Genomic DNA, 21,601 nt, shown 5'->3' with positions numbered 1-21,601 from the left:
GGATGTGCAAACTTTACCTGATCATAACGGTAAGTGGCTGCCATCGTAATTCAAAAATGCACCGGTGCTGGCGAGCGAAAGCTCGTCAAACCGTTGAATTAACTCGGACGCGCTCAAGGCTGGCGGGATATCCGCGGCGCTTCCACCCATATCCGTTTGCACCCAACCGGGATGATAGGAGGCCACCGCAATGCCTTGTGATTTCAACTCGTTAGCCAAGGTAACCATGACATTGTTTACCCCTGCTTTTGAGGCACGGTAAAAGTAAGCAGAACCGCTCTCGTGTCGTTGTGAACCCATCATCGAAGAGATAATGGCAATCTTGGGATGCTGGCTATGTCTAAGATTTTTTAAAAACGCCCTTGCCGTGAAAAATGGCCCAGCAATGTTCGTCATGAGCACCGTTGCTACGCGATCGGCGGTGTTTTGCTCATCGGTCAGTCCGCCACGCGGACTCATCACCCCAGCGTTGCAGACCACCACATCAATACACCGATCGATCTGTGACGCAACGGTATCCAAGGCCTTTTCATCACAGACGTCTGCGCCATAGATTTCCCCTCTACCATCGGCGTCTTGAATCAGTGCACGCAAGTCACTGGCGGACTCAGGATGGCGACATAAGGCAATCAACCGGTTGCCAGACGTCAGCACCGCTTTGGACATCTCAAACCCAATCCCTCGATTCGCACCTGTCAGTAGATAAGTGATCGTCATTCGTGTATTCCTTGGCTTGAACGTGTGAGAAAGCAACTATTCTGGTTGCTTACACAGAAATAGTATTACTCTGAATCGATAGTAGCCTGATTTTTTATGAGATCAGTTGATGCCGTCTAGGAGCATATATATGGATCATCTCTCGGCCACCACAAAACTACCTGCGTCGGTGTATGTATCGAACTCAGCGGGTGTCCAAGCGCTCAACACCCATGCGGGTATTGCCGCACTCACGCAGGCCGACAAGCCATGTTGGATCGACATTATCAATCCGTCGGCTCAGGACATCACTGACTTGCTCCGACTCATTGGCCTAGATGCCTCTGAAACGGTTTGGATGCAGCGCTTCGGACAAGCAGGTCGATTGTCGGTCGGACCGAAACAGGTGATTGCGGTGACTTGGATTGCAGATCGGCACTCACCCTCTTTCGGACCTCTGATTGAAGTGCATTTCTTAACCGTCAAAAACATGATGGTCACCATCTGGCAGGGAGATCCCGATTGCCTGAGCGAGATACGCCAGCGCTATCATGAACGGTCACTCGTGCTTGAAAAAAATATGCTTCATGCAGCCAGCGTCTTACTGCAACTACTCTTTAGCACGCTGGATCTGGCCATGGCAGAGCTTGACCGGCGAATTCAGGCTGTCTGGTTTGATATTGACCGTTACAGCAGCTCAGTGCGCAGTGCCATTGTTGGGGTAGAGACGCTGCCAGACGTCATCGATCAAGCGGCAGCACAATTGAACGACTACGCCGGACAAGTCGAAAAGGTCGAACGCCGTTTGCAAGACCGCAGTCGATGGTTATCAAATATCATGCAAGACTACGGGACGAGCCTGGCCGCCAAGCAAGGGGACCAGATTAATCGCCTCACCATCGTTTCCACCATATTTCTGCCGCTTACCTGGCTAACTGGTTTCTTCGGCATGAATTTTGACTGGCTAGACCATCATCTGAGCGGCACGCCGGCCTTCTTGGGCTTCGGCATTGGGCTGCCGATTTTCAGTGTGTGCGCGACGATTTTTTGGTTTCGCCAACGTAGGCTAATCTAAATACTTCAACAACGTTGACACTGCGCCATGCACCGTTACCAACACACCGTCGGCTCACGCTCATATGTCTTCAACGATCTGAAAGATCTCATGATGACATTAGCCGCATTGCCTCTGAAGGTATTTTTAACAGATTGTTTGATTCCCTACGAGGACGACGAAGTCACTAGGCTAATCATTGACGAACACGACACTCAAGCCTTTGCACAGATTTCACATTTAACCGTGGGTGATTTCAGAAACTGGTTGTTGAGTGATGATGTCGATACTAGGACATTGCAGGCGATCGCACGTGGGGTAACACCATCGGATTAAAAGGACGATTAGCCACTCGCTTACAACCTAACCATCCGACGGACGACATCACAGGCATTGCGGCAAGTGATTAAAATCGTCAATATGCTCAATGACGTCATTGCAGAGTATCAGATCCCCACCCAATCCTGCGTCTTAACGCATGTGACCAATACCCTCATGGCCATCGAGGCCGGTGCACCCGTTGATTCGGTGTTGACTTAGCCCTCTTGCAGGAGGCGCATGATGCCGCGCAGTCGTTGACCCGTGGGACCGTTGGTCAAAATGTGATGTATTTTGAAACGGGACAAGGTAGCGCACTATCCGCACAGGCAAATCATGCGGTCGATCAGCAGACGTGCGAGGCACGTGCCTACGCGGTTGCACGCAAGTTCAAGCCGCTTTTAATCAATACCGTGGTCGGTTTTATCGGACCAGAATACTTGTTCGATGGAAAGCAAATCATCAGAGCGGGCCTGGAGGATCACTTCTGCGGAAAGCTCATGGGTCTGCCAATGGGCTGCGATGTTTGCTATACGAATCACGCAGAGGCAGATCAAGATGATATGGATGTTCTGCTGACGCTCTTGGGGACGGCAGGTTGCAATTTTGTCATGGGCGTGCCAGGGGCGGATGACATTATGCTGAACTACCAAACCACCTCATTTCATGACGCCCTCTATGCTCGCCGAGTGCTGGCGTTAAAGCCAGCGCCCGAGTTCGAAGCGTGGCTTCAACGCCTTGGCATCTTTTCAACTGAGGACACCGTTCGTCTGGGCGAGAGCATCCCTCAACGTATTGCAACAGCACTGGGCAAACTCGTATGAGCCATGCAGCAAAACCATCCGACCTGGTGACAATCAACGAGAGATGCTGTCCATCAGGGGCTTGACGCCCAAGCATTAAAACGTCAATTCGGCAGCATGTTTGGCATAGGGGACGATGAATGCGTGCTTTTACAGAGCGCAGCAAAAGATCGAGTCACCTATCTGCAACGACCCGATTTTGGCCGACAACTATCCGAGTCTTCCCGCGCCTCACTGATTAAGAAATACGGTGATCCGACGGCAGACGATCAAGCGTCTATTTTTGATCTTGCGTTTGTCTTGGTGGATGGTCTGTCCGCACTTGCGATTGAGAGAAACGCGCTCGCGTTTTTATCGCTGGCCTGTCAGACCTTTGAAGCAGAAGGTCTGCGCATTGCCCCTTTCTCAATTGTTGAACAAGGGCGCGTTGCCATCGGCGACAAGATCGGTGAATTGTTACGTGCGCGTTTGGTGATTGTCATGATAGGCGAACGCCCTGGTTTAAGCTCACCCGATAGCATGGGTCTTTACATTACCTGGCATCCCAAACGAGGTCTCACCGATGAAAGTAGAAACTGCATTTCAAACATTCATCCCCGAGGTCTATCGTACGAGGCGGCCAACGGCAAATTGCATTATTTGGTCACGCAAGCCCGCGCAAGACAATTAACAGGGGTTAGGCTCAAAGATGAAACGATCTCGTCATCTCAAGCGCCGCTCGCGACTGTGTCTAATTTCTTACTCGATTAAAGATCCTCAATCGCATAAGTGACACGCAAGGTATGCTGCTGGCCTGGTTCGATACATAAGGCGTTGTCCAACGCGTTAGCACTCTCAACGCAAACCATCGATCGCCAACCGTCCGGACCAAGATCCTTGATGCTGGCTGCAGTTTCTAACCCGGGGTTCCAGACAACCGTGCTCAGGCTGCCAGATTTAGTGATGTTGATGCGTCGGCACAGACCAACATCATCAATCGTGCAGCGAGCGATCGTATTCAAATAGACGCGGTCGACTCGACCGAAGAATTGAATATTGCCCGCCTGCTGCCTGCGCTGCCCCCCTGCCGCCGTGTCTGCATAATCACACCCATCAAGCCCGTCAATCGTAATATTGTCGATATCGCTGACATAGAAATAGGCGTGTAACGCTTCAGTCAAACGAATTGACTCTCGGGTCAAGTTCGTCGTGGTTAACTCGATGGTTAACGAATCATGGATCAATATTTTCTGTTGCAATTGGGCAGAAACGCCGTTACCGCTTTGTTGCGTCTCGCGATTATCGAGGGTCAACACCACTTCGGTGGCACCCGTATCCGTGGTTAACACAGACGTCAAATCCCACTGACTAGTCCTCGCATAACCATGACTGCTCGCCCGTATATCGCTTGGATGAGGGCCAAACCATGGCCAACAGACAGGGACACCAGCGCGGATGGCCGTACCTTGCTCAAACTTCGCTTGCGGATTAGACCAGAGTACGGCCGCAGCTTGGCCCTTTGGCCGCCATTCGATCAGCTGACCACCATAAAGACTGATGGTGGCGGTCGCCAGCGGGTTATCAATGTTGACAAGGACAATGCCATCGGCAACTTGTTCAAAATTCAGCGAGTTCATGGCCTGATCATGGTTGTAGTCTATGCAATGACTGAAAGTGTAGCTTGCGCGGTCAGCTACTTTAGCCTCCATACAGACCATATAGACCATTTGAGACGGCACGAGGATGACGTTTTGACGCTAAACCGTTAAATTCAGATCAACATCTATTTTTTCAAATAAGGATCAGTCATGACCGTGACGATATTCGGCATCAAGCATTGCGACACCATGAAGAAGGCCTTTACTTGGCTCAGTGCTCACCACATCGACTATACCTTTGTCGATTACACACACCCTGGTGTGATCGAGGCGCACATAGCCGCGTGGTGCAAAGCGGTTGGCTGGGAGACCTTATTGAACAAAAAGGGATTGACCTGGAAAAAGCTCACTGATGCAGAACGCGCCGATATTGATGAATCCAAGGCTGTGATGTTGCTGACAAAGTATCCGACCATGATCAAACGGCCCGTGCTAAGCGCAAGCAAGCAAGTATTGGTGGGTTTTTCGCCAGAAATTTATCAACTGAATTTGCGATAGCGAACGGCTTTGCTATGGTAAACCCTTGAAACGCTTGTATTAAAGGGATAAATCGTTGATCATCTTCAAAAAATATCTAGTCAAACTGCGCTTTGTTGTTTACCTTAACTTGAGACGAGCGAATGTAGACCGACATCAGACAACCACGATTGAAAATGAGTGATATCAATGAAAACAAACGAGGACACCAGTTTGACCGGCTTTTACAAGGTCATGAATCCGCAGGAGAGAAAAACCTTCTGGGGCTGTTTTCTGGGTTGGGGATTAGACGGGATGGATTTCATGATCTATCCCCTCGTGATTGGCACCATCATCGCGCTCTGGAAGGTTGATCAAGGGCTGGCAGGTCTCGCCGTCACAGCAACCTTATTGGCTTCGGCAATCGGCGGTTGGATGGCAGGCTACTTGGCAGATCGGATTGGCCGTGTCAAAACATTGCAGATCACGATTCTTTGGTTTTCGTTGTTTAGTCTGGTGTGTGCGTTTACCCAAAACTTCAACCAACTGATGATTGCCCGTGCCATTCTCGGATTTGGGTTCGGCGGCGAATGGGCTGCCGGTGCCGTGCTCATGGGAGAAACGATTCGTCCAGCGTTTCGAGGCCGTGCCGTGGGTACCGTGCAATCCGCGTGGGCGTTGGGCTGGGGTGCAGCGGTCGTCTTACAAGCATTGATGTTCACGGTGTTTCCTGCTGAAACGGCGTGGCGAGCGATGTTCGTCATGGGGTTCTTGCCTGCCCTGTTACTTGTATTTATTCGTCGCAACATTCAAGAACCCGACGTGGCAAAGCAGGCGAGAGAAAAACGAGCGACTGAAGGTTCAGCACCTTCTATCCTAGAGATCTTTAAACCCAGCCTGCTCAAGACAACCGTGCTCGCCGCGATTCTGTCGATGGGCGGGCAAGGTGGCTATTATGCGGTGACGACCTGGGTACCAACATTCTTGAAGACTGAGCGTCACCTCACCGTCGTCGGTTCGACCGGCTATCTGGCCTTTGTTATTGTCGGTAGTTTTCTCGGATACTTGGTAGGCGCATGGATGGCCGATCGCTACGGTCGCAAAAAGCTCTTTATTACCTTCTCGATAGGCGCCATCATTTTAGTGCTCGCCTACACCCAGTTAAACATCACCAATGGCATGATCATGTGGTTAGGCTTCCCCTTGGGATTTTTCTCTGCTGGCTATTTCTCGGGGATGGGTGCCTTTCTGACCGAATTATTCCCGACCCGGTTGCGCGGCTCTGGTCAAGGGTTTTGCTACAACTTTGGGCGTGGCATGGGGGCATTGTTTCCAACCTTTGTTGGCTATTTTTCGACTCAATATGGGTTGGGTTCGGCCATCGCCGTGTTTGCTGTGATTGCTTATGGCCTGTTTTTGTTGACCGCCATTCTGCTGCCAGAGACACGCGGCCGGGAACTGATGGTCGATTAAACAGGCGAAGCAGACATTTCCGAGTAATCTTCGGATATGCTGAACTTCGTCAATATCTATAAAAGAGTGCTGCAACAGTTGGGTGAAGATGCCCAACTGGCGTGGTGCCTTTCTGTTGCTAACGTTGCGCTCGTGCTGGCACTCTTTGCTGAACCTGTCCTGTTCGGTCAGATCATCGACGCGCTATCTCATCTCGATAAACGACATGTTTCAACTGCCTGGGCTAACGCTAGCCCTTATTTACTTGCCTGGGTAGGGTTTGGGCTGTTTGAAATTGTTTGTGCGACCTTTCTCGCGCTTCAAACGGATAGGCTTGCGCATCGCCGAAGACACATGGTTTTACGCCATTTCTTTGAGCATGTCTTACAGTTACCCGCCTCGCACTACAACCAGATGCATTCTGGCCGGCTCATGAAAATCATGTTGCAGGGGGTGGATTCCTTATGGGCACTTTGGTTGGGGTTTTTCAGGGATCATTTCAGCTCTTTCATCGCACTGATTTTTTTAATCCCCATCACTTTCTATATCAACTGGCGTATGGCTTGGTTGCTCGTCGTACTCTGCGCCGTCTTCGCCCTGCTGTCGGTCTATATCGTCGGTAACACTCAAGCGCTGCAAAAAGAGGTCGAACAACATCACTCAGATCTGGCCGAGCGCGCCAATGACACGCTAGGCAACATTGCCTTAGTGCAAAGTTTTGCGAGAGTCAAAGACGAAGTCAATGCAATCAAGGGGATTAGCGGGCGAGTATTGACTGCGCAGTTTCCGGTCCTGTCTTGGTGGGCGCTGGTCAGAGTATTGACTCGTGTCAGTACAACACTGACCCTTCTGGCTATCATCACGTTGGGGATATGGCTATTCGCTCAAGGATTGACCACCGTTGGTGAAATTGTGACCTTCATTTCAATTGCCACCTTGGTGGTCGGCCGACTTGAACAGACGGCACAATTTATCAATCGCCTCGCAGGTGATGCCCCTCGTCTACAAGAGTTTTTTGATGTCCTCGACACAACGCCTCACATCCAAGACTCGCCCAATGCGCGGGATATCAAGCGTTTCAAAGGCAATATCGAATTCGATCACGTTACGTTCTCTTATACCAACGAGCGCCAAGCGATTATCGATTTGAGCTTTTCTATCGAAGCAGGCCAGACGGTGGCGCTCGTAGGCGCCTCAGGTGCGGGTAAATCAACGGCCTTAGCCCTGCTCTACCGCACGTTCGACCCAGACTCGGGCACCATCAAAATTGACGGCATCGATATCCGCGACATTAAGCTCGAAGCCTTGCGCAACAACATCGGCGTGGTCTTTCAAGAAGCGATGCTGTTTAATCGCAGCATTGCCGACAACCTTTCGATTGGCGCGCCAGATGCTACCTCTGAGCAGATGGTACAAGCCGCAAGAGCGGCCGAGGCCTATGATTTCATTACGCGCCATCCTGCTGGCTTTGACGCCGTGATTGGTGAACGCGGCCGCTCCCTGTCAGGCGGAGAACGTCAACGACTGTCCATCGCTCGCGCCATGCTCAAAGACCCTCCTATCTTGATTTTGGATGAAGCAACGAGTGCCCTCGACAGCGGCACGGAAGCAAAGCTGGTGAAAGCGCTCAACGTCGTGATTAAGAATCGGACAACCTTGGTGATTGCTCACCGGTTGGCCACCATCAGAACCGCGGATAAAATTTTAGTCATGGAGCATGGCAGACTCATTGAAAGTGGCACGTTTGATGAGCTGATTGCCAAAGATGGCAGCTTCGCCCAACGTGCAAGAGAGCAATTTGACTTATCAGCCTAACCAACGCGACCTTGGATCACCTGTATGAGTGGATTTTCTGCCGCCTGGCTATCTCTTCGAGAACCCGTGGATCATCGATCCCGAGATATTTCTCTTCTGGAGCAGGTCTCCTCGTATTTTCAGACACAACGATTTTCAGCTGAGCAACCCATGTGCATCTTGGACTTGGGCTGCGGTACTGGGTCAAACTTGCGCGCCCTCGCAGATCACTTGCCAGATGATCAACAGTGGACGCTAATCGATCACGATATCGAGCTGTTGCACGCAGCAAAAGCGGCAATTGCACGGTGGGCTGACTGTACATCGAGTGCTGACTTAACACCGCTTGAACTTCAACGGCATGGCAAGCATCTATCGGTGCATTTTTTGTCAGAGGATCTGGCCCTCAACATTGAACAAGTGTTGACACACCCCTCACATCTTGTGACAGCTGCGGCATTTTTTGATCTGGTCTCACCGGATTGGCTCGTTCGCTTTTGCGCTCACTTGAATTGCCCGTTTTACACCGTATTGACCTACAACGGCCAGGAGCAATGGCAGCCAGCTTGCGAAAATGATGTCGCCCTGTTGGCAGCGTTTCATCACCACCAACAACACGATAAAGGCTTCGGGGTTGCGGCTGGCCCGGATGCAACCGACATGCTTGTCGAGCAACTCGAACGCAGACGGTTCGTCACGCAAACTGCCTCGACACCTTGGGTGATGAGGCAGCCAGACGACCAGGCGCTGATCGAAGCATTGGCGCGAGGCAGTGCACAAGCGGTAAGAGAAACGGGACAGGTCCAAGAGCGCCAGATTCAAGCTTGGTTACACCGAAGCCTGAACGCGACAGAATGTTTGATCGGCCATTGGGATCTATGGGCACGCCCGGTGGTGTAAAGTGTAATTGGGTCATTACAGCGAAAGCTGATTAATTTGAGGTGGATCAACGTCGTGACGGATATCGTAGCAATCGGCGAAGCAATGCTTGAGTTCAATCAGACCGAACCTGGTCAACCAAACTACTTGCAAGGATTTGGCGGCGATACCAGCAACGCGATCATCGCCGCTGCACGCGCAGGCGCTAGTACCGCCTACCTGACGCGTCTTGGCAACGATGCATTCGGTGAACGGTTGATCGATCTCTGGCGCCAGGAAGGTGTTCAGACCGACGGGATCGACATTGATCCTCATCGACCAACAGGCATCTATTTCGTCACGCATGGCAGAAACGGCCATGAGTTTACTTATCGCCGCGCGGGATCAGCCGCCAGCTACCTCACTGACGCCTGGTTAACCACGTTCGCCAAAAAGCAAATTGAAGCGAGCAAATGGCTTCATGTTTCTGGCATCTCGCTTGCTATTTCAACGGACGCGGCAAGCACAGTCCTCAACGCGATGCGGTTGGCGCGTGCGTCACACGTCCAGGTCTCATTTGATTCGAATTTGCGGCTCAAACTATGGTCACTTGAACAGGCAAAGCAAACGATCGTCGACGCGATCAGGTTGTGCGATTTGTTTTTACCAAGTATGGATGATCTGACCACGTTGACGGGTTTGTCAGATGCGCATCAAATACTCGATTGGTGCCATCTTCAAGGGGCGCAAACCGTTGTGCTCAAGCAAGGCGACAAGGGCTGTATCATCAGCAAAGCAGGCATTCGCAAGCACATCCAAGGGCGCCAAGTCGTCGCAATCGACGCAACGGGCGCAGGGGATTGTTTTTGTGGCAATCTGTTGGCACGATTGTCGTTGGGCGACACGTTAGAGGATGCGGCCGACTATGCAAACACTGCGGCATCTATTGCGGTGCAAGGCTGGGGCGCGGTGGCGGCGCTACCGCACGCGATAGCGGTGCAAACCTGCCGCCTCGCTGGCCAATAAAGTAATACGATCAAAATCCTCGTCGGCCAAAGCATCTGCGGGTGACAACCAAGATCCGCCGACACAGGCCACGTTGGGCAGAGCAAGAAATTCATGCGCATTTTGTATGGTCATCCCACCGGTCGGGCAAAACGTCACCTCACCAAAGGGGCCACCTAAGGCCTTGAGCATGGCCAAGCCGCCTGACTGTACCGCCGGAAAAAACTTCAGCTCGGTATACCCAGCTTCGCCCGCTAACATAATGTCACTGGGGCTAGATACCCCCGGCAACAAGGCAGTCCCCAAGGCTTGACACGCGTGACCGAGTGCAGCGGTATAGCCCGGGCTCACCAAAAACTCAGCGCCTGCTTCAACTGCCGCTTGTGCCTGATCAACACTGCAAACCGTGCCAGCACCGACCACTGCGCGAGGAACTTCGGCCACGATGTTTCGTATGCACTCGAGAGCGACAGGGGTTCTTAGCGTCACCTCAAGCATTCGGATGCCCCCCGCGACCAACGCTCTCGCGAGTGCCACAGCTTGCTCAGGGTTGTTCAGCACAATGACCGGGATAACCGGGGCATCTTGCATGACTTGCAGGGCAGTCAACTTAGTCGTCATCTTGATGTGCTCGCATCCGCTGAGGCATTGACTTGCTTTCGGGACAATTCTTTAGGCAAGGGAAAAGAAACGTGTTCTTCGAGCCCAGCCATTGTTCTGACCGAAATCGCACCAAGCGACTTCAACCGAGTGATCACCTGCTGCACCAGCAACTCAGGCGCTGAAGCCCCGGCCGTGATCCCAATATGATTTTTACCTACCAACCAACTGGGGTCTATCGACTCGGCACCATCAATCAGGTGGGCAGGTAACCCGCGACGCTCGGCAACCTCTCTCAAGCGGTTCGAATTTGAACTATTGGCACTGCCGACCACGAGGACGAGATCGCATTCGTTGGCGAGCATTTTCACCGCATCCTGCCGATTTTGTGTGGCGTAGCAGATATCGCTTTTTTTAGGCTCAACGATCGTTGGAAACTTAAGACGCAAGGCCGCGGCAACTGCACTCGCATCGTCAATGGATAAGGTGGTTTGCGTCACGAAAGCCAATTGATCGGGTTGTTTGACCTGTAAAGCGTTGACGTCTTCGACCGTTTCGACCAGATACATGCCATCACTCGACTGACCGAGGGTTCCCTCGACCTCAGGGTGACCTTTGTGGCCGATCATCACGATCTCACGACCAGCTTGACGCATCTTGGCCACCTCAATGTGCACCTTCGTCACCAGCGGGCAAGTGGCGTCGAAAACCTTGAGCCCCAGCGCCTCGGCTTCATGTCTGACAGTTTGCGACACCCCGTGCGCGGAAAACACCACAATTGCCCCGGCCGGTGCTTGTTCAAGCTCATCGATGAATATCGCCCCTTTGGCTCGCAAATCTTCAACCACATAGCGATTGTGAACAATCTCATGACGCACGTAAATGGGGGCGCCGTGCAATTCAATCGCCCGCTCGACAATGTCAATGGCGCGATCAACCCCCGCACAGAAACCACGAGGCTGAGCCAACACCACTTGAGGCGCAGTCATCACAGCACCCCCAGCAGGTCTATGTCGACCCGTAACGTTAGCCCGGCGAGCGGGTGATTAAAGTCAAACAGGGCAGAGTCTTCGCCCAGCTCTTTGAGAACCCCTGAATAACGGCCACCATTCGGCGCGGTGAACTCGACGACGTCGCCTGCCTCAAAACCAGCATCAGCGCCGCCCTGCTCCACCATCATTTTGCGACTGACCCGCTGGATCAGATCCGGATTGCGTGCCCCGTAGGCCTCTTGCGCCGATAACTCATAGCTGAAACAATCGCCCTCCGGACGTCCAATCAGTGGCGCCTCCATGTTGCGCGACCACTGCCCCGTGCCAAGTTGCAAGGTCGCTGGCCGCGCATCAAAGGTATCGATAAACGTGGATCCGGCGGCCGGACCACTCGTCATCACAATACGGTAATGCAACGTAAGGTAGGAATCCGGACGGACAACCGGAGGCGTTGCGGAAGACGTTGCGTTCAAAATCTGTCACCTTGGCAAGCTTTTCAAACCTCTATTTTAAGGCCTTGTCCATGACCTTGTGCGATACCCTCACAAATGATCAACGTCCACGCGAACGGTTATTGAAATTTGGTGCAAATAGTCTGACGGATGCAGAGCTACTGGCCATTGTGCTGGGCTCAGGCACCCGCCAGCTCAACGCAATCGAACTATCCCAAATGTTACTTAGTCACTATCAAGGGATGCGGCAACTACTGGCAACGCCGATGCCAGATTTGATGGCTGTTGCCGGGATAGGACAAGCCAGGGCTTGCCAGATCGGTGCCATTTCAACCATCGCTAGGCGGGCCATAGAAGAGGATTTATTGACCAGTGACACCCTCGCGCAACCCGAACAAGTCAAATTCTTTTGCCAAACCTTGCTGGCGCATTTAAAAATTGAACATTGTGTGGCGCTATTTCTCGACAACCAGCATCGGCTGATCGCAACCGAAGAAATTTCAAAGGGGACGTTGACACAAACGTCTATCTATCCAAGAGAGCTTGTCCGAGCGGGGCTCAAGCATCACGCCAGATCGCTCATCATCGCTCACAATCACCCATCGGGCTTGGCCCAGGCAAGCGCCGCCGATGTCGAACTCACTCGAGAATTAAAACGGTCTTTATCCATGGTCGATATTCAGCTACTCGACCACTTGATCGTTGCCGGCCATCGCGTGGTGTCGATGGCCGAACGATCGCTGATTTAGCAAGGTGCGCCGCGTCAGAAGTAACGCTCGCACGCCCTTACCCTCAATTACACCCGTTCAAAGATCGCTGCAATCCCTTGACCACCACCGATACACATGGTCACCAGCGCGTAGCGACCTTTAATTCGGTGCAGTTCATAAAGTGCTTTGGTCGTGATGATGGCACCTGTCGCACCTACGGGGTGACCCAGAGAGATACCACTACCATTGGGGTTCACGCGCGCCATATCAAACTTGAGCTCTTTGGCAACGGCGCACGCCTGCGCGGCAAACGCCTCATTAGCCTCAATCACGTCCAGTTGATCCACTGTCAGTCCTGCACGTTTGAGCACAGCTTGTGTTGCAGGCACTGGCCCAATGCCCATGATTTTGGGGTCTACCCCAGCATGGGCATAGGCCACCAAGCGAGCCATCGGCTGCTTGGCGCTCGCTTTGGCGGCTTCACCACTCATCAACAAGACAGCGGCAGCACCGTCATTAATGCCTGAGGCGTTACCCGCGGTCACGGTACCATTTTCTTTGATGAAAACAGCTCTCAAAGCAGCCAGATTCTCTGCCGACACGTCACGACGAGGGTGCTCATCGAGCTTGAATTCGACTTCACCTTTGCGAGTTTTTACAACGACTGGCACGATTTGATCGTTGAAGCGACCTTCATCTTGCGCAACAACAGCGCGACGGTGCGATTCAAGCGCTAAGGCGTCTTGATCAGCACGGCTGATGTCAAACTGAGCAGCGACGTTTTCAGCCGTGACGCCCATGTGCATGCGACCAAACGGATCAGATAAGGCACCCGTCATCATGTCGATCATGCTTGAATCACCCATGCGGGCGCCAAAACGCTGTGTCTGCGACAAATAACCACCGCGACTCATCGATTCTGCGCCACCGCCAATCGCAGCCTCGGTATCGCCCAATAAAATGGATTGCGAAGCCGACACGATGGCCTGAAGACCAGAACCACACAATCGATTGACGTTGAACGCGGCGCTGCTGTGCGGCAAGCCCCCGTTCACAGCCACGACTCGAGACAAATACATATCTCTGGCTTCGGTGTGGATCACATGGCCAAAGGCCAGATGCCCGACGCTATGTGGATCAACCCCAGAACGACTCAGCACCGCCTTGACCACGGTTGCCCCTAAATCACATGGGGCCACATCTTTCAGACCGCCACCAAAATCACCGATGGCGGTTCTTGCCGCGGCCATAACGAAAACTTCACGCATTTTGAGCTCCTTGTTGGTTTTGCGACATTTTTGTCGTATTCTGCGAGATCCAAATCAGTCGATTTTGATAGCATAACCCGCTTGGGCAGACCATACACAATATGAATATTCCCTATTCTATTTTGGATATTTCTCCAGTACCACAAGGTGGTACTACGGCGGATGCCCTACACAACACCCGTGATCTGGCGCAACACGCCGAGAGATGGGGGTACACGCGCTATTGGTTAGCCGAGCACCACAACATGATAGGCAACGCGAGTTCTGCGACCGCCGTGGTCATTGGGCATGTTGCCGCCGGCACGAACACCATTCGCGTTGGTTCGGGCGGCATCATGTTGCCAAACCATGCCCCGTTGGTCATCGCCGAACAATTTGGTACCTTGGCGTCGATATTCCCCGGGCGTATCGAGCTCGGGTTGGGGCGAGCACCTGGTACTGACTACCAGACGGCCCAGGCACTGAGAAGAGATCTGCAAGGAAATTCAGAGCAATTTGCTCAAGATGTACAAGAACTTCAGCACTATTTCGATGATATTCAGCCCGGTCAGTATGTCAAGGCTATCCCCGGTGCTGGGTTACACGTGCCGATCTGGATTCTCGGCTCAAGCACCTACGGGGCTCAAGTGGCCGCACATTTTGGCTTGCCCTACGCCTTTGCTTCGCATTTCGCCCCTGAGCAACTCATGGATGCACTCTATGCCTATCGCGCGTTGTTCAGACCCTCCACCCAGCAAGCCAAACCGCACGCCGTTGTGTTGACCAATGTGGTCGCCGCCGACACGGATGAACAAGCTTGGCATTTATTCACGACGTTACAGCAGCAGTTCACGCGAATGCGACGCAACACCCGGGGGCAGTTACCACCCCCTATCGACGATATTGAGACCTTTTGGACACCTCAAGAGAAAGTTGCCGTGATGCAGATGCTATCTTGCGCAGTCGTTGGCTCAATGGCAACGGTCGAAAAAGGCTTGCAGGCGCTCGTGGATAAGACGGGGGCCAATGAGCTGATGATGGCTGGTCAGATATTCGACCATCAGGCGAGACTTCGGTCTTTCGAAATTGCGTCACTTGCCATGCAAAACGTGCAAGCCAGAGCAGAACCAGCGCTCGAACCCGCCTAGTGTATCTCGCTGAACCGAGGTCTTGAGGCGAGGTCTTGAACCGACGTCTTGAGGCGCGTCTGACCAGGTATCACGAACTGTCACAAACATGGCGTTCAATAGCGTGGCGCCGAGACTGGTTTAATACACCCTTCACCACCAAGAGAATTCTTTCCGATGAAAGCACATGACATATTGAATTTACCTTCAATGCCGTTGGCATCCCCCTCTTACCCGCGAGGTCCGTATCGATTTATTGATCGCGAGTTTTTGATCATTACGTATGAAACTGACCCAGAAGCGATTAGAGCGGCCTTGCCCGAACCACTCGAACCAGATGGCAGCAATACGGTGATGTTCGAAGTCATTCGTATGCCCGACTCGTCTGGCTTTGGTGATTACACCGAATCCGGTATTGTGATTCCTGCGCTATTTAAGGGAGAACCCGTTAGTTTCACCTCGCAGATGTACTTAGACGACGAGCCACCGATCGCAGGCGGCAGAGAGATCTGGGGGTTTCCCAAGAAGCACGCAAAGCCTTCCTTGAATATTGTTCACGATACGTTGACTGGCAAGCTCGTTTACGCTGGCGTTGAAGTCGCCATTGGCACGATGGGCTACAAGCATCAAAACCTGCTCTACGATGTCCAAGGTCGCAAAGCTTGTTCACCTGAGGCGATTCTTCACAAACTCACCAAGACGTCAGTGAATCTGAAGCTGATTCCTGATGTGGATGGCACACCGGCTATTGCCCAATTAGTCGGCTATAACCTGACCGATATCCAAGTCAAAGGGGGATGGTCGGGACCAGCGCGACTGCATTTAATCCCGCATGTGAATGCACCACTTGCTGACCTACCGGTTAAAAAGATTGTCGGCGGATTGCACTTTATTGCAGACTTGACCCTACCATTTGGCAGAGTCCTGCACGACTATAAAAGCTAAGTCACCACCGCGGCGCCGCAAGCCTTGCAATGCCGGCGTCAAGGCAATGAAGCGGGTGTGAGAATACTCGCGTTTCATTTGCCTGTAATAGTTCGATAATTAGGACTATAGTATTGCTCTTTGAACTTGCGACACAGACCAACCGATATGCCAACCGCTTCGTCACCGCCGACCACTTTTGCACAGTGTCTGGCGACCATCACCCAGCAAACGCCAGATCGGGTTGCACTGATCGATAGACATCAACCAACGACTTATCAACACTTACAAAGCCAGGTTGAGCGGCTCGCAGCTGGTTTTGCCCAACTGGGGATTGGACCCAACGATAGAATTGCCTTGTGGTTACCAAATTGTCTGGCTTGGGTGCAAACGTTTTTAGCCTGCGCTCGCTTGGGTGCCACCGTGCTTGCCGTGAACACAAGATTTCGCAGCAAAGAGGTTGCCGATATCGTCGGACGCGGCGGTGCAAAGTGGCTCGTCATGTGGCCCGAATTCAAAGGGATTGCTTTCGCAGACATCTTGGCCGATGTTGAACCTGACATCACCGCCGGTCTTGACGGCATCATCGCCTTAGGTCAAACGCCGGCTCAAATAGCGGGTCATCAGCCCATCGCGTTTGAAGACTTGTTACGCTCGACTGACCCAACGCCTGCTGACTACGGTAACAATGGTGTCCTTTGCTACACCACGTCTGGCACCACCTCTTTGCCCAAATTTGTTTTGCATGATCAAAAAACGTTGATCCTGCACGCTCGCGCCATGATCAAGGCTTACGGTTACGATCAGACCAGTCGAATTCTCGCGAGCACTCCGTTTTGCGGTGCCTTTGGTTTTTCAACACTGTCTGGTGGGCTCGTTAACGGCTTTACCGTTGTCAGCGAACCTGTGTCAGACACGGCAAGCACCCTAGAGCAAATTCGCTTGCACGGGATTAGCCATACCTATGCCAACAACGAATCCATACTCAAATTGCTTGAGTCCGCAGATACGCCAGCAGCTTTTTCGAGTTGCAAACTCTTCGGTTTTGCGAGTTTCTCACCCGCGGTCGGTGAGTTAATCAATCAAGCTGATCAGGCTCAATTGCCACTGACGGGGCTGTACGGTTCAAGCGAGTTACAAGCACTGATTGCGGCCCAGCCGACTAACGCGCAGCAGGGTGACATCACCGTTCGCTATCTCGCCGGTGGAAGCCTCATTCACCCCGAGGCACGGTTGCGCGCACGAGATCCTGAATCGGGTCAGATTCTGCCCCACGGACAATCGGGCGAAATAGAAATCAAAACCCCTAGCATCATGCTCGGCTATTTGGATAACGAGCCAGCAACACGGGCAGCATTCACAGTGGATGGCTATTTCAAAACAGGCGATCTGGGCTATGCCGTCAGCGACACGCAGTTTGTATTTCAGACGCGCATGGGGGATTCCATGCGCCTATCGGGCTTCATGGTGAACCCCGTAGAAATCGAACAATGTATCGAACAGCAGGCAGGCGTGCTTGCCTGTCAGGTTGTCGCTGGCACCCGTGGATCTAAAGTATTGCCGATCGCGTTCGTCATCTTAAGAGAAGGCGCAAAGGCCGAACCACAAGCGTGGACAAACGCCTGCAAGCGCGTCTTGGCAGGATTTAAAGTACCTGCGCATTTTGAAATCGTGACTGAATTTCCCTCGGTGCAAAGTGCCAATGCCGTCAAAATTCAAAAAAACAAACTGCGTGAAATGGCAGACAAGCTAGTGGGGTCATTACCATGACCAGTGTCGGACAGGTTTACTCGAGAAGTTCGCTGCCGCTCTACCTGCAAGTAGCGGCGATCTTTCGACGTAATATTCAACGTGATGTCTGGCCTAGGGGGTCTCAAGTTCCAGCCTTGGATATTTTGGTCGATACGCTGGGCGTCTCGCGGGCGACGGTGAGACAAGCCTTTGGTCTGCTCGAGCGCGAAGGTCTGATCCATCGCTCACGGGGATCGGGCACTTACGTCAATGACGAGTTACCTCAAACAATCAGCATCACGTTACCGAAGACCTGGACTGAAGCCATTGCACTGAGTAACGCATTGGGCACGCATACCCTGATGGAATCCAATGCCGATGTGGCGCTCCCTTCATGGCTGGGGATGCAGTGTCCCTATGAGAAAAGTGGTCACTTCCATTATTGGAGACGTGTGCACACAACCCCTTCAGGCCCATTTTGTTACACCGAAGTTTATCTAGCGAATGATATTTACGATAAGCATCCAGAGCGCTATCGCCACCGAACCGTCGTCCCCATACTTGATTCACTGCACGGGACTGAGATTAGTCACGCCGAACAGCTGCTAACCATTATCGAGGCAGGGTCAGACTCAGCAGAAGCACTGCACCTGCCCCTCGCCACCCCGGTGGCAGAGCTCAGGCGCTATGCCTGCATTGGCGACAGAGTCATTTACTTTACTCGGCTCGAAGTACCCACTCGTTTTGTACAAATCACGTTCGATTTGATGGAGCAGCGTTGATATGTTTCACGCCAATTCCCTGTTGTTACCTTTCTTTGATGACCCCCATCGAGCACTTCACGACGAGCTTCACGACTGGTGCCGCTACAACCTGACCACTCGGCTGCACAGCGGTTCAGTGGATATGCACTGCCGCACGCTGGTCAAACAACTGGGTGCCGCCGGCTGGCTGCGCTATAGCGTGCCGCAAGCTTACGGTGGCCTCTTGCCTGACATCGACTCGCGCAGCCTTTGCCTCTTGCGGCAAACACTGGGTTATTACGATGGTCTGGCAGACTTTGCCTTGGTGATGCAAGGGCTAGGTTCGGGTCCCATCTCATTATTCGGCTCTGAGGAACTCAAAGCCAAGTACTTGCCTCACGTCGCGAATGGTGAATACATTGCAGCCTTTGCCTTGTCAGAACCTGAGGCAGGCTCAGACGCGGCCGCCATGGATACCAAGGCGATCCGTACCGCGACGGGCTACTCGTTAAACGGTGTCAAAACCTGGATCTCAAATGCAGGGATTGCCGACTTTTACACCGTGTTTGCACGCACAGTAAACGACGAAGTGGATGGGGTTACCGCCTTTGTCGTGGATGCAAACACCCCAGGGCTCGAAGTGACCGAACGGTTTGATGTGGCCGCGCCCCATCCTATCGGTGAGTTAACGTTCACCAATTGCCACGTCCCTGTTTCGCATCGCTTGGCTCAGCCAGGTCAAGGCTTCAAAGTTGCCATGCAAAATCTCGACGTGTTCAGGGCATCCGTCGGTGCGGCGGCTCTCGGATTTGCCGAAGCCGCGTTAGATATGGCGATCGACCGAGCCACGTCCAGAAAGATGTTTGGCGGTGTTTTGAGTGACTTGCAAATGACTCAAGCGGCCATCGGAGACATGAGCACTGAGATCGATGCCGCTACCTTGCTCGTTTACCGCGCAGCCTGGGAGCGAGATGTGTTGAAACAGCGGACAACCCGCTCTGCCGCCATGGCCAAGCTATACGCCACCGAAGCGGCTCAGCGTATCGTTGACCGCAGTTTGCAAATGTTCGGCGGCTTGGGGGTCAGAGTTGGTCAGCCGATTGAAATGCTCTATCGCGAGGTGAGGGCACTCAGAATTTATGAAGGGGCAACCGAAGTACAACAAGTCATCATTGCCCGCGAAACCATTAAAAACAAAACGACTGGAGACACACGATGAACGGCTCAGAAGCAATGGTTCAAACCCTATTGGCAGCAGGTATCGACACCTGTTTTGCTAATCCCGGCACCTCAGAAATGCACTTCGTCTCAGCACTCGATCGTGCAACCGACATGCGTTGTGTGCTCGGATTATTCGAAGGTGTGGTAACTGGCAGTGCGGATGGGTATTACCGCATGGCCGAAAAGCCCGCAGCCACCTTGCTGCATTTAGGCCCCGGATTGGGCAACGGTTTAGCGAATTTGCACAATGCCAAACGTGCACACTCTGGCATTATCAATATCGTCGGACAACACGCGCTGGATCATATTCACCATGACGCGCCTTTGAATTCAGACGTTGAAGCGGTCGCACGTCCCATGTCACACTGGGTCAAGACCACTCGGTCTGCGACCGAGGCACCCATAGATACCGCGCAAGCCATCTCGCAAGCGTGCAGCACCCCTGGTCGCATAGCGACACTCATCTTGCCTGCCAACTGCGCGTGGGAGCCATCTGATCCAGGTCACTACGCGACGAATCCCTCACAAGGGCCAGCCGCGCCACTCACAGAGTCGATCGTCGCGATTGCCAAAATATTGAGTGACAAGACGCTCGCCTCGCAGACCACCTTGCTCTTGGGGGGTTCAGCGCTCAGGGCAAAAGCCGCGCTATTGGCGGGACGAATTGCGGGCAAGACCGGATGCAAGCTCGGCTCAGAACCCCGCAATCCACGAATGGAGAGAGGCCGGGGTCGTGTCAATGTTCGTCCGCTGCCCTTCCCGGTCGCTGGCGCTGTAGAGATGTTAAAGGACACCAAGCACTTAGTCCTGATCGGCGCAGCCCCGCCCGTGGCTTTCTTTGCTTACCCAGATAAGCCACGCACAATCCAGCAATCTGACTGCCAAGTGCACACATTGGCTACCTTGACGCACGACCTCGAAGCAACGCTGCAAGCCCTATGCGACGCGCTTGACGCTGGGTCTGCATTGCCAGCAGATTTTGCCACTGAAACCAACGTCATCACCGATCTGCCCACCGGCGCTGCAACCGCCGACACGGTCGGTTACGTGATTGCCGCTACCCTGCCCACCAACGCCATTTTGATCGACGAAGCCGTGACCTCAGGGCGGCAATTATTCAAAACGATGCCGATGGCGCAGCCGCACGACTGTCTGGATATCACCGGGGGCTCAATCGGCTTTGGCCTGCCTTGTGCCGTCGGCGCGGCGGTTGCTTGTCCAGATCGCAAAGTCGTGGCTTTAATTGGCGACGGTAGTGCGATGTACACCATTCAATCCTTGTGGACAATGGCTCGCGAGCAACTGGACGTCACCGTGGTGATCTTTGCGAATCGTTCTTATCGCATCTTGCGAGGCGAGCTCACCAATATGGGTGGCCCCGCCGCCGGCGTCAACGCGGCAAGGATGCTGGATCTGGATAAACCCAACTTGGATTTCGTGGCCATTGCCAAGGGGCACGGTGTGCCTGGCGTTCAGGTGAACAACCTGGAAGACCTCGCCGCCGCATTACGCGTGGCGGCTAACGAGAAAGGACCGAAACTGATTGAATTGCTGATGAATTAATCATCTGAATGACCAAATAAGCCGCGCAAGCCCCTCGCTTTAGCCATGGGGTGAGCGGCCGGTATTTGTTATGGCAGTATTTAGTATCTTGCTGTATACTGATTTTGTGTCCAGTAACTACCGATCCAATAGTAACGTCGTTTTCTCGTGCAAGTACCACGTTGTATGGTGCCCGAAGTACCGTCGCTCGGTTCTGGTGGACGGCGCCGATGAGGCTC

At 53.0% G+C, this 21,601-nt stretch carries 20 protein-coding genes and 2 pseudogenes; 16 read left to right on the top strand and 6 right to left on the bottom strand.

Annotated elements, in window-relative coordinates:
- Positions 1-21: 21 nt before the first annotated feature.
- Entirely contained in the window at positions 22-717 is a 696-nt protein-coding gene (locus AC1W8Y_RS10550) for an SDR family oxidoreductase (protein ID WP_482014440.1), read from the bottom strand.
- 130 nt (positions 718-847) lie between these two features.
- On the opposite strand from AC1W8Y_RS10550, the gene AC1W8Y_RS10545 reads away from it, so the two are divergent.
- From AC1W8Y_RS10545 to eutC, 3 genes and pseudogenes are all read left to right on the top strand, one after another.
- Positions 848-1,771: a CorA family divalent cation transporter gene (locus tag AC1W8Y_RS10545; RefSeq protein WP_482014439.1), complete on the top strand. Its 924-nt coding sequence runs from the start codon at positions 848-850 to the stop codon at positions 1,769-1,771.
- A gap of 27 nt (positions 1,772-1,798) precedes the next feature.
- Positions 1,799-2,892: pseudogene (gene eutB, locus AC1W8Y_RS10540) on the top strand (ethanolamine ammonia-lyase subunit EutB).
- 48 nt (positions 2,893-2,940) lie between these two features.
- Positions 2,941-3,621 (top strand): annotated as a pseudogene (gene eutC, locus AC1W8Y_RS10535) (ethanolamine ammonia-lyase subunit EutC); the annotation flags it as partial.
- On the opposite strand, the gene AC1W8Y_RS10530 reads toward eutC, so the two are convergent.
- The gene (locus AC1W8Y_RS10530; RefSeq protein WP_482014438.1) at positions 3,618-4,487 is read right to left on the bottom strand and encodes a D-hexose-6-phosphate mutarotase; all 870 of its coding nucleotides are present in this window, start codon (positions 4,485-4,487) and stop codon (positions 3,618-3,620) included. The pseudogene eutC and the gene AC1W8Y_RS10530 sit on opposite strands and share 4 nt — an antisense overlap.
- A 171-nt stretch (positions 4,488-4,658) precedes the next feature.
- Here AC1W8Y_RS10530 and AC1W8Y_RS10525 point away from each other — a divergent pair, with 171 nt between their 5' ends.
- The 5 genes from AC1W8Y_RS10525 to AC1W8Y_RS10505 all read left to right on the top strand — a co-directional run bounded on the left by AC1W8Y_RS10525 (position 4,659) and on the right by AC1W8Y_RS10505 (position 10,094).
- Positions 4,659-5,006, top strand: a complete 348-nt coding sequence (locus tag AC1W8Y_RS10525) for an arsenate reductase (protein WP_482014437.1) — start codon at positions 4,659-4,661, stop codon at positions 5,004-5,006.
- A gap of 168 nt (positions 5,007-5,174) precedes the next feature.
- Positions 5,175-6,437, top strand: a complete 1,263-nt coding sequence (locus tag AC1W8Y_RS10520; protein WP_482014436.1) for an MFS transporter — start codon at positions 5,175-5,177, stop codon at positions 6,435-6,437.
- A gap of 36 nt (positions 6,438-6,473) precedes the next feature.
- The gene (locus AC1W8Y_RS10515) at positions 6,474-8,231 is read left to right on the top strand and encodes a glucan ABC transporter ATP-binding protein/ permease (protein ID WP_482014435.1); all 1,758 of its coding nucleotides are present in this window, start codon (positions 6,474-6,476) and stop codon (positions 8,229-8,231) included.
- 24 nt (positions 8,232-8,255) lie between these two features.
- Complete coding sequence (locus tag AC1W8Y_RS10510; RefSeq protein ID WP_482014434.1) at positions 8,256-9,110, top strand: methyltransferase domain-containing protein; 855 nt, start codon at positions 8,256-8,258, stop codon at positions 9,108-9,110.
- A gap of 54 nt (positions 9,111-9,164) precedes the next feature.
- On the top strand, positions 9,165-10,094 hold the full coding sequence (locus AC1W8Y_RS10505) for a sugar kinase (RefSeq protein WP_482014433.1): 930 nt from the start codon (positions 9,165-9,167) through the stop codon (positions 10,092-10,094).
- Here the strand turns inward: AC1W8Y_RS10505 and eda are convergent.
- The 3 genes from eda to AC1W8Y_RS10490 are packed head-to-tail and all read right to left on the bottom strand — an operon-like array spanning position 10,047 to position 12,138.
- A complete protein-coding gene (gene eda / locus AC1W8Y_RS10500) occupies positions 10,047-10,694 on the bottom strand; it encodes a bifunctional 4-hydroxy-2-oxoglutarate aldolase/2-dehydro-3-deoxy-phosphogluconate aldolase (RefSeq protein WP_482014432.1) in 648 nt (215 codons plus the stop codon). The two genes, AC1W8Y_RS10505 and eda, sit on opposite strands and share 48 nt — an antisense overlap.
- Positions 10,691-11,662: a 4-hydroxy-3-methylbut-2-enyl diphosphate reductase gene (gene ispH, locus AC1W8Y_RS10495; protein WP_482014431.1), complete on the bottom strand. Its 972-nt coding sequence runs from the start codon at positions 11,660-11,662 to the stop codon at positions 10,691-10,693. The genes eda and ispH overlap by 4 nt, the downstream gene beginning before the upstream one ends.
- Positions 11,662-12,138: an FKBP-type peptidyl-prolyl cis-trans isomerase gene (locus AC1W8Y_RS10490; RefSeq protein ID WP_482014430.1), complete on the bottom strand. Its 477-nt coding sequence runs from the start codon at positions 12,136-12,138 to the stop codon at positions 11,662-11,664. Before AC1W8Y_RS10490 ends, ispH begins: the two co-directional genes overlap by 1 nt.
- A 50-nt stretch (positions 12,139-12,188) precedes the next feature.
- Here AC1W8Y_RS10490 and radC point away from each other — a divergent pair, with 50 nt between their 5' ends.
- Complete coding sequence (radC, locus tag AC1W8Y_RS10485) at positions 12,189-12,866, top strand: RadC family protein (protein WP_482014429.1); 678 nt, start codon at positions 12,189-12,191, stop codon at positions 12,864-12,866.
- Positions 12,867-12,913: 47 nt separating this feature from the next.
- Here the strand turns inward: radC and AC1W8Y_RS10480 are convergent, their stop codons facing one another.
- A complete protein-coding gene (locus tag AC1W8Y_RS10480) occupies positions 12,914-14,095 on the bottom strand; it encodes an acetyl-CoA C-acyltransferase family protein (protein WP_482014428.1) in 1,182 nt (393 codons plus the stop codon).
- A gap of 101 nt (positions 14,096-14,196) precedes the next feature.
- On the opposite strand from AC1W8Y_RS10480, the gene AC1W8Y_RS10475 reads away from it, so the two are divergent.
- The 7 genes from AC1W8Y_RS10475 to AC1W8Y_RS10445 form a co-directional block, all read left to right on the top strand.
- Entirely contained in the window at positions 14,197-15,222 is a 1,026-nt protein-coding gene (locus AC1W8Y_RS10475; protein WP_482014427.1) for an LLM class flavin-dependent oxidoreductase, read from the top strand.
- A gap of 156 nt (positions 15,223-15,378) precedes the next feature.
- Positions 15,379-16,146 carry an acetoacetate decarboxylase gene (locus AC1W8Y_RS10470; protein WP_482014426.1) on the top strand — a complete coding sequence of 256 codons (768 nt, stop codon included), beginning with the start codon at positions 15,379-15,381 and terminating at the stop codon, positions 16,144-16,146.
- 147 nt (positions 16,147-16,293) lie between these two features.
- On the top strand, positions 16,294-17,895 hold the full coding sequence (locus AC1W8Y_RS10465) for an AMP-binding protein (protein ID WP_482014425.1): 1,602 nt from the start codon (positions 16,294-16,296) through the stop codon (positions 17,893-17,895).
- Positions 17,892-18,638, top strand: coding sequence for a GntR family transcriptional regulator (locus tag AC1W8Y_RS10460; protein WP_482014424.1), 747 nt, complete (start codon positions 17,892-17,894; stop codon positions 18,636-18,638). Before AC1W8Y_RS10465 ends, AC1W8Y_RS10460 begins: the two co-directional genes overlap by 4 nt.
- Before the next feature lies 1 nt (position 18,639).
- Positions 18,640-19,818 (top strand): acyl-CoA dehydrogenase family protein, encoded by a 1,179-nt coding sequence (locus AC1W8Y_RS10455; RefSeq protein ID WP_482014423.1) that lies wholly within the window; start codon positions 18,640-18,642, stop codon positions 19,816-19,818.
- Positions 19,815-21,383 carry an acetolactate synthase large subunit gene (locus AC1W8Y_RS10450; RefSeq protein ID WP_482014422.1) on the top strand — a complete coding sequence of 523 codons (1,569 nt, stop codon included), beginning with the start codon at positions 19,815-19,817 and terminating at the stop codon, positions 21,381-21,383. The genes AC1W8Y_RS10455 and AC1W8Y_RS10450 overlap by 4 nt, the downstream gene beginning before the upstream one ends.
- 70 nt (positions 21,384-21,453) lie before the next feature.
- Positions 21,454-21,601, top strand: a 148-nt coding sequence (locus tag AC1W8Y_RS10445) for a transposase (RefSeq protein WP_482014540.1), incomplete at its 3' end; no start/stop codon positions are given.

The organism is Jezberella sp., from assembly GCF_964834465.1.
The sequence above is the reverse complement of the archived record's forward strand: the minus strand, read 5'-3'. Positions and strand labels throughout refer to the sequence as shown.

Coding starts and splice junctions, on each gene's coding strand:
- radC (WP_482014429.1), top strand. CDS start 12,189: ATGACCTTGTGCGATACCCTCACAAATGATCAACGTCCACGCGAACGG.
- AC1W8Y_RS10530 (WP_482014438.1), bottom strand. CDS start 4,487: ATGAACTCGCTGAATTTTGAACAAGTTGCCGATGGCATTGTCCTTGTC.
- AC1W8Y_RS10520 (WP_482014436.1), top strand. CDS start 5,175: ATGAAAACAAACGAGGACACCAGTTTGACCGGCTTTTACAAGGTCATG.
- AC1W8Y_RS10460 (WP_482014424.1), top strand. CDS start 17,892: ATGACCAGTGTCGGACAGGTTTACTCGAGAAGTTCGCTGCCGCTCTAC.
- AC1W8Y_RS10450 (WP_482014422.1), top strand. CDS start 19,815: ATGAACGGCTCAGAAGCAATGGTTCAAACCCTATTGGCAGCAGGTATC.
- AC1W8Y_RS10480 (WP_482014428.1), bottom strand. CDS start 14,095: ATGCGTGAAGTTTTCGTTATGGCCGCGGCAAGAACCGCCATCGGTGAT.
- AC1W8Y_RS10545 (WP_482014439.1), top strand. CDS start 848: ATGGATCATCTCTCGGCCACCACAAAACTACCTGCGTCGGTGTATGTA.
- AC1W8Y_RS10475 (WP_482014427.1), top strand. CDS start 14,197: ATGAATATTCCCTATTCTATTTTGGATATTTCTCCAGTACCACAAGGT.
- AC1W8Y_RS10525 (WP_482014437.1), top strand. CDS start 4,659: ATGACCGTGACGATATTCGGCATCAAGCATTGCGACACCATGAAGAAG.
- AC1W8Y_RS10465 (WP_482014425.1), top strand. CDS start 16,294: ATGCCAACCGCTTCGTCACCGCCGACCACTTTTGCACAGTGTCTGGCG.
- AC1W8Y_RS10510 (WP_482014434.1), top strand. CDS start 8,256: ATGAGTGGATTTTCTGCCGCCTGGCTATCTCTTCGAGAACCCGTGGAT.
- ispH (WP_482014431.1), bottom strand. CDS start 11,662: ATGACTGCGCCTCAAGTGGTGTTGGCTCAGCCTCGTGGTTTCTGTGCG.
- AC1W8Y_RS10550 (WP_482014440.1), bottom strand. CDS start 717: ATGACGATCACTTATCTACTGACAGGTGCGAATCGAGGGATTGGGTTT.
- AC1W8Y_RS10515 (WP_482014435.1), top strand. CDS start 6,474: ATGCTGAACTTCGTCAATATCTATAAAAGAGTGCTGCAACAGTTGGGT.
- AC1W8Y_RS10470 (WP_482014426.1), top strand. CDS start 15,379: ATGAAAGCACATGACATATTGAATTTACCTTCAATGCCGTTGGCATCC.
- eda (WP_482014432.1), bottom strand. CDS start 10,694: ATGACGACTAAGTTGACTGCCCTGCAAGTCATGCAAGATGCCCCGGTT.
- AC1W8Y_RS10455 (WP_482014423.1), top strand. CDS start 18,640: ATGTTTCACGCCAATTCCCTGTTGTTACCTTTCTTTGATGACCCCCAT.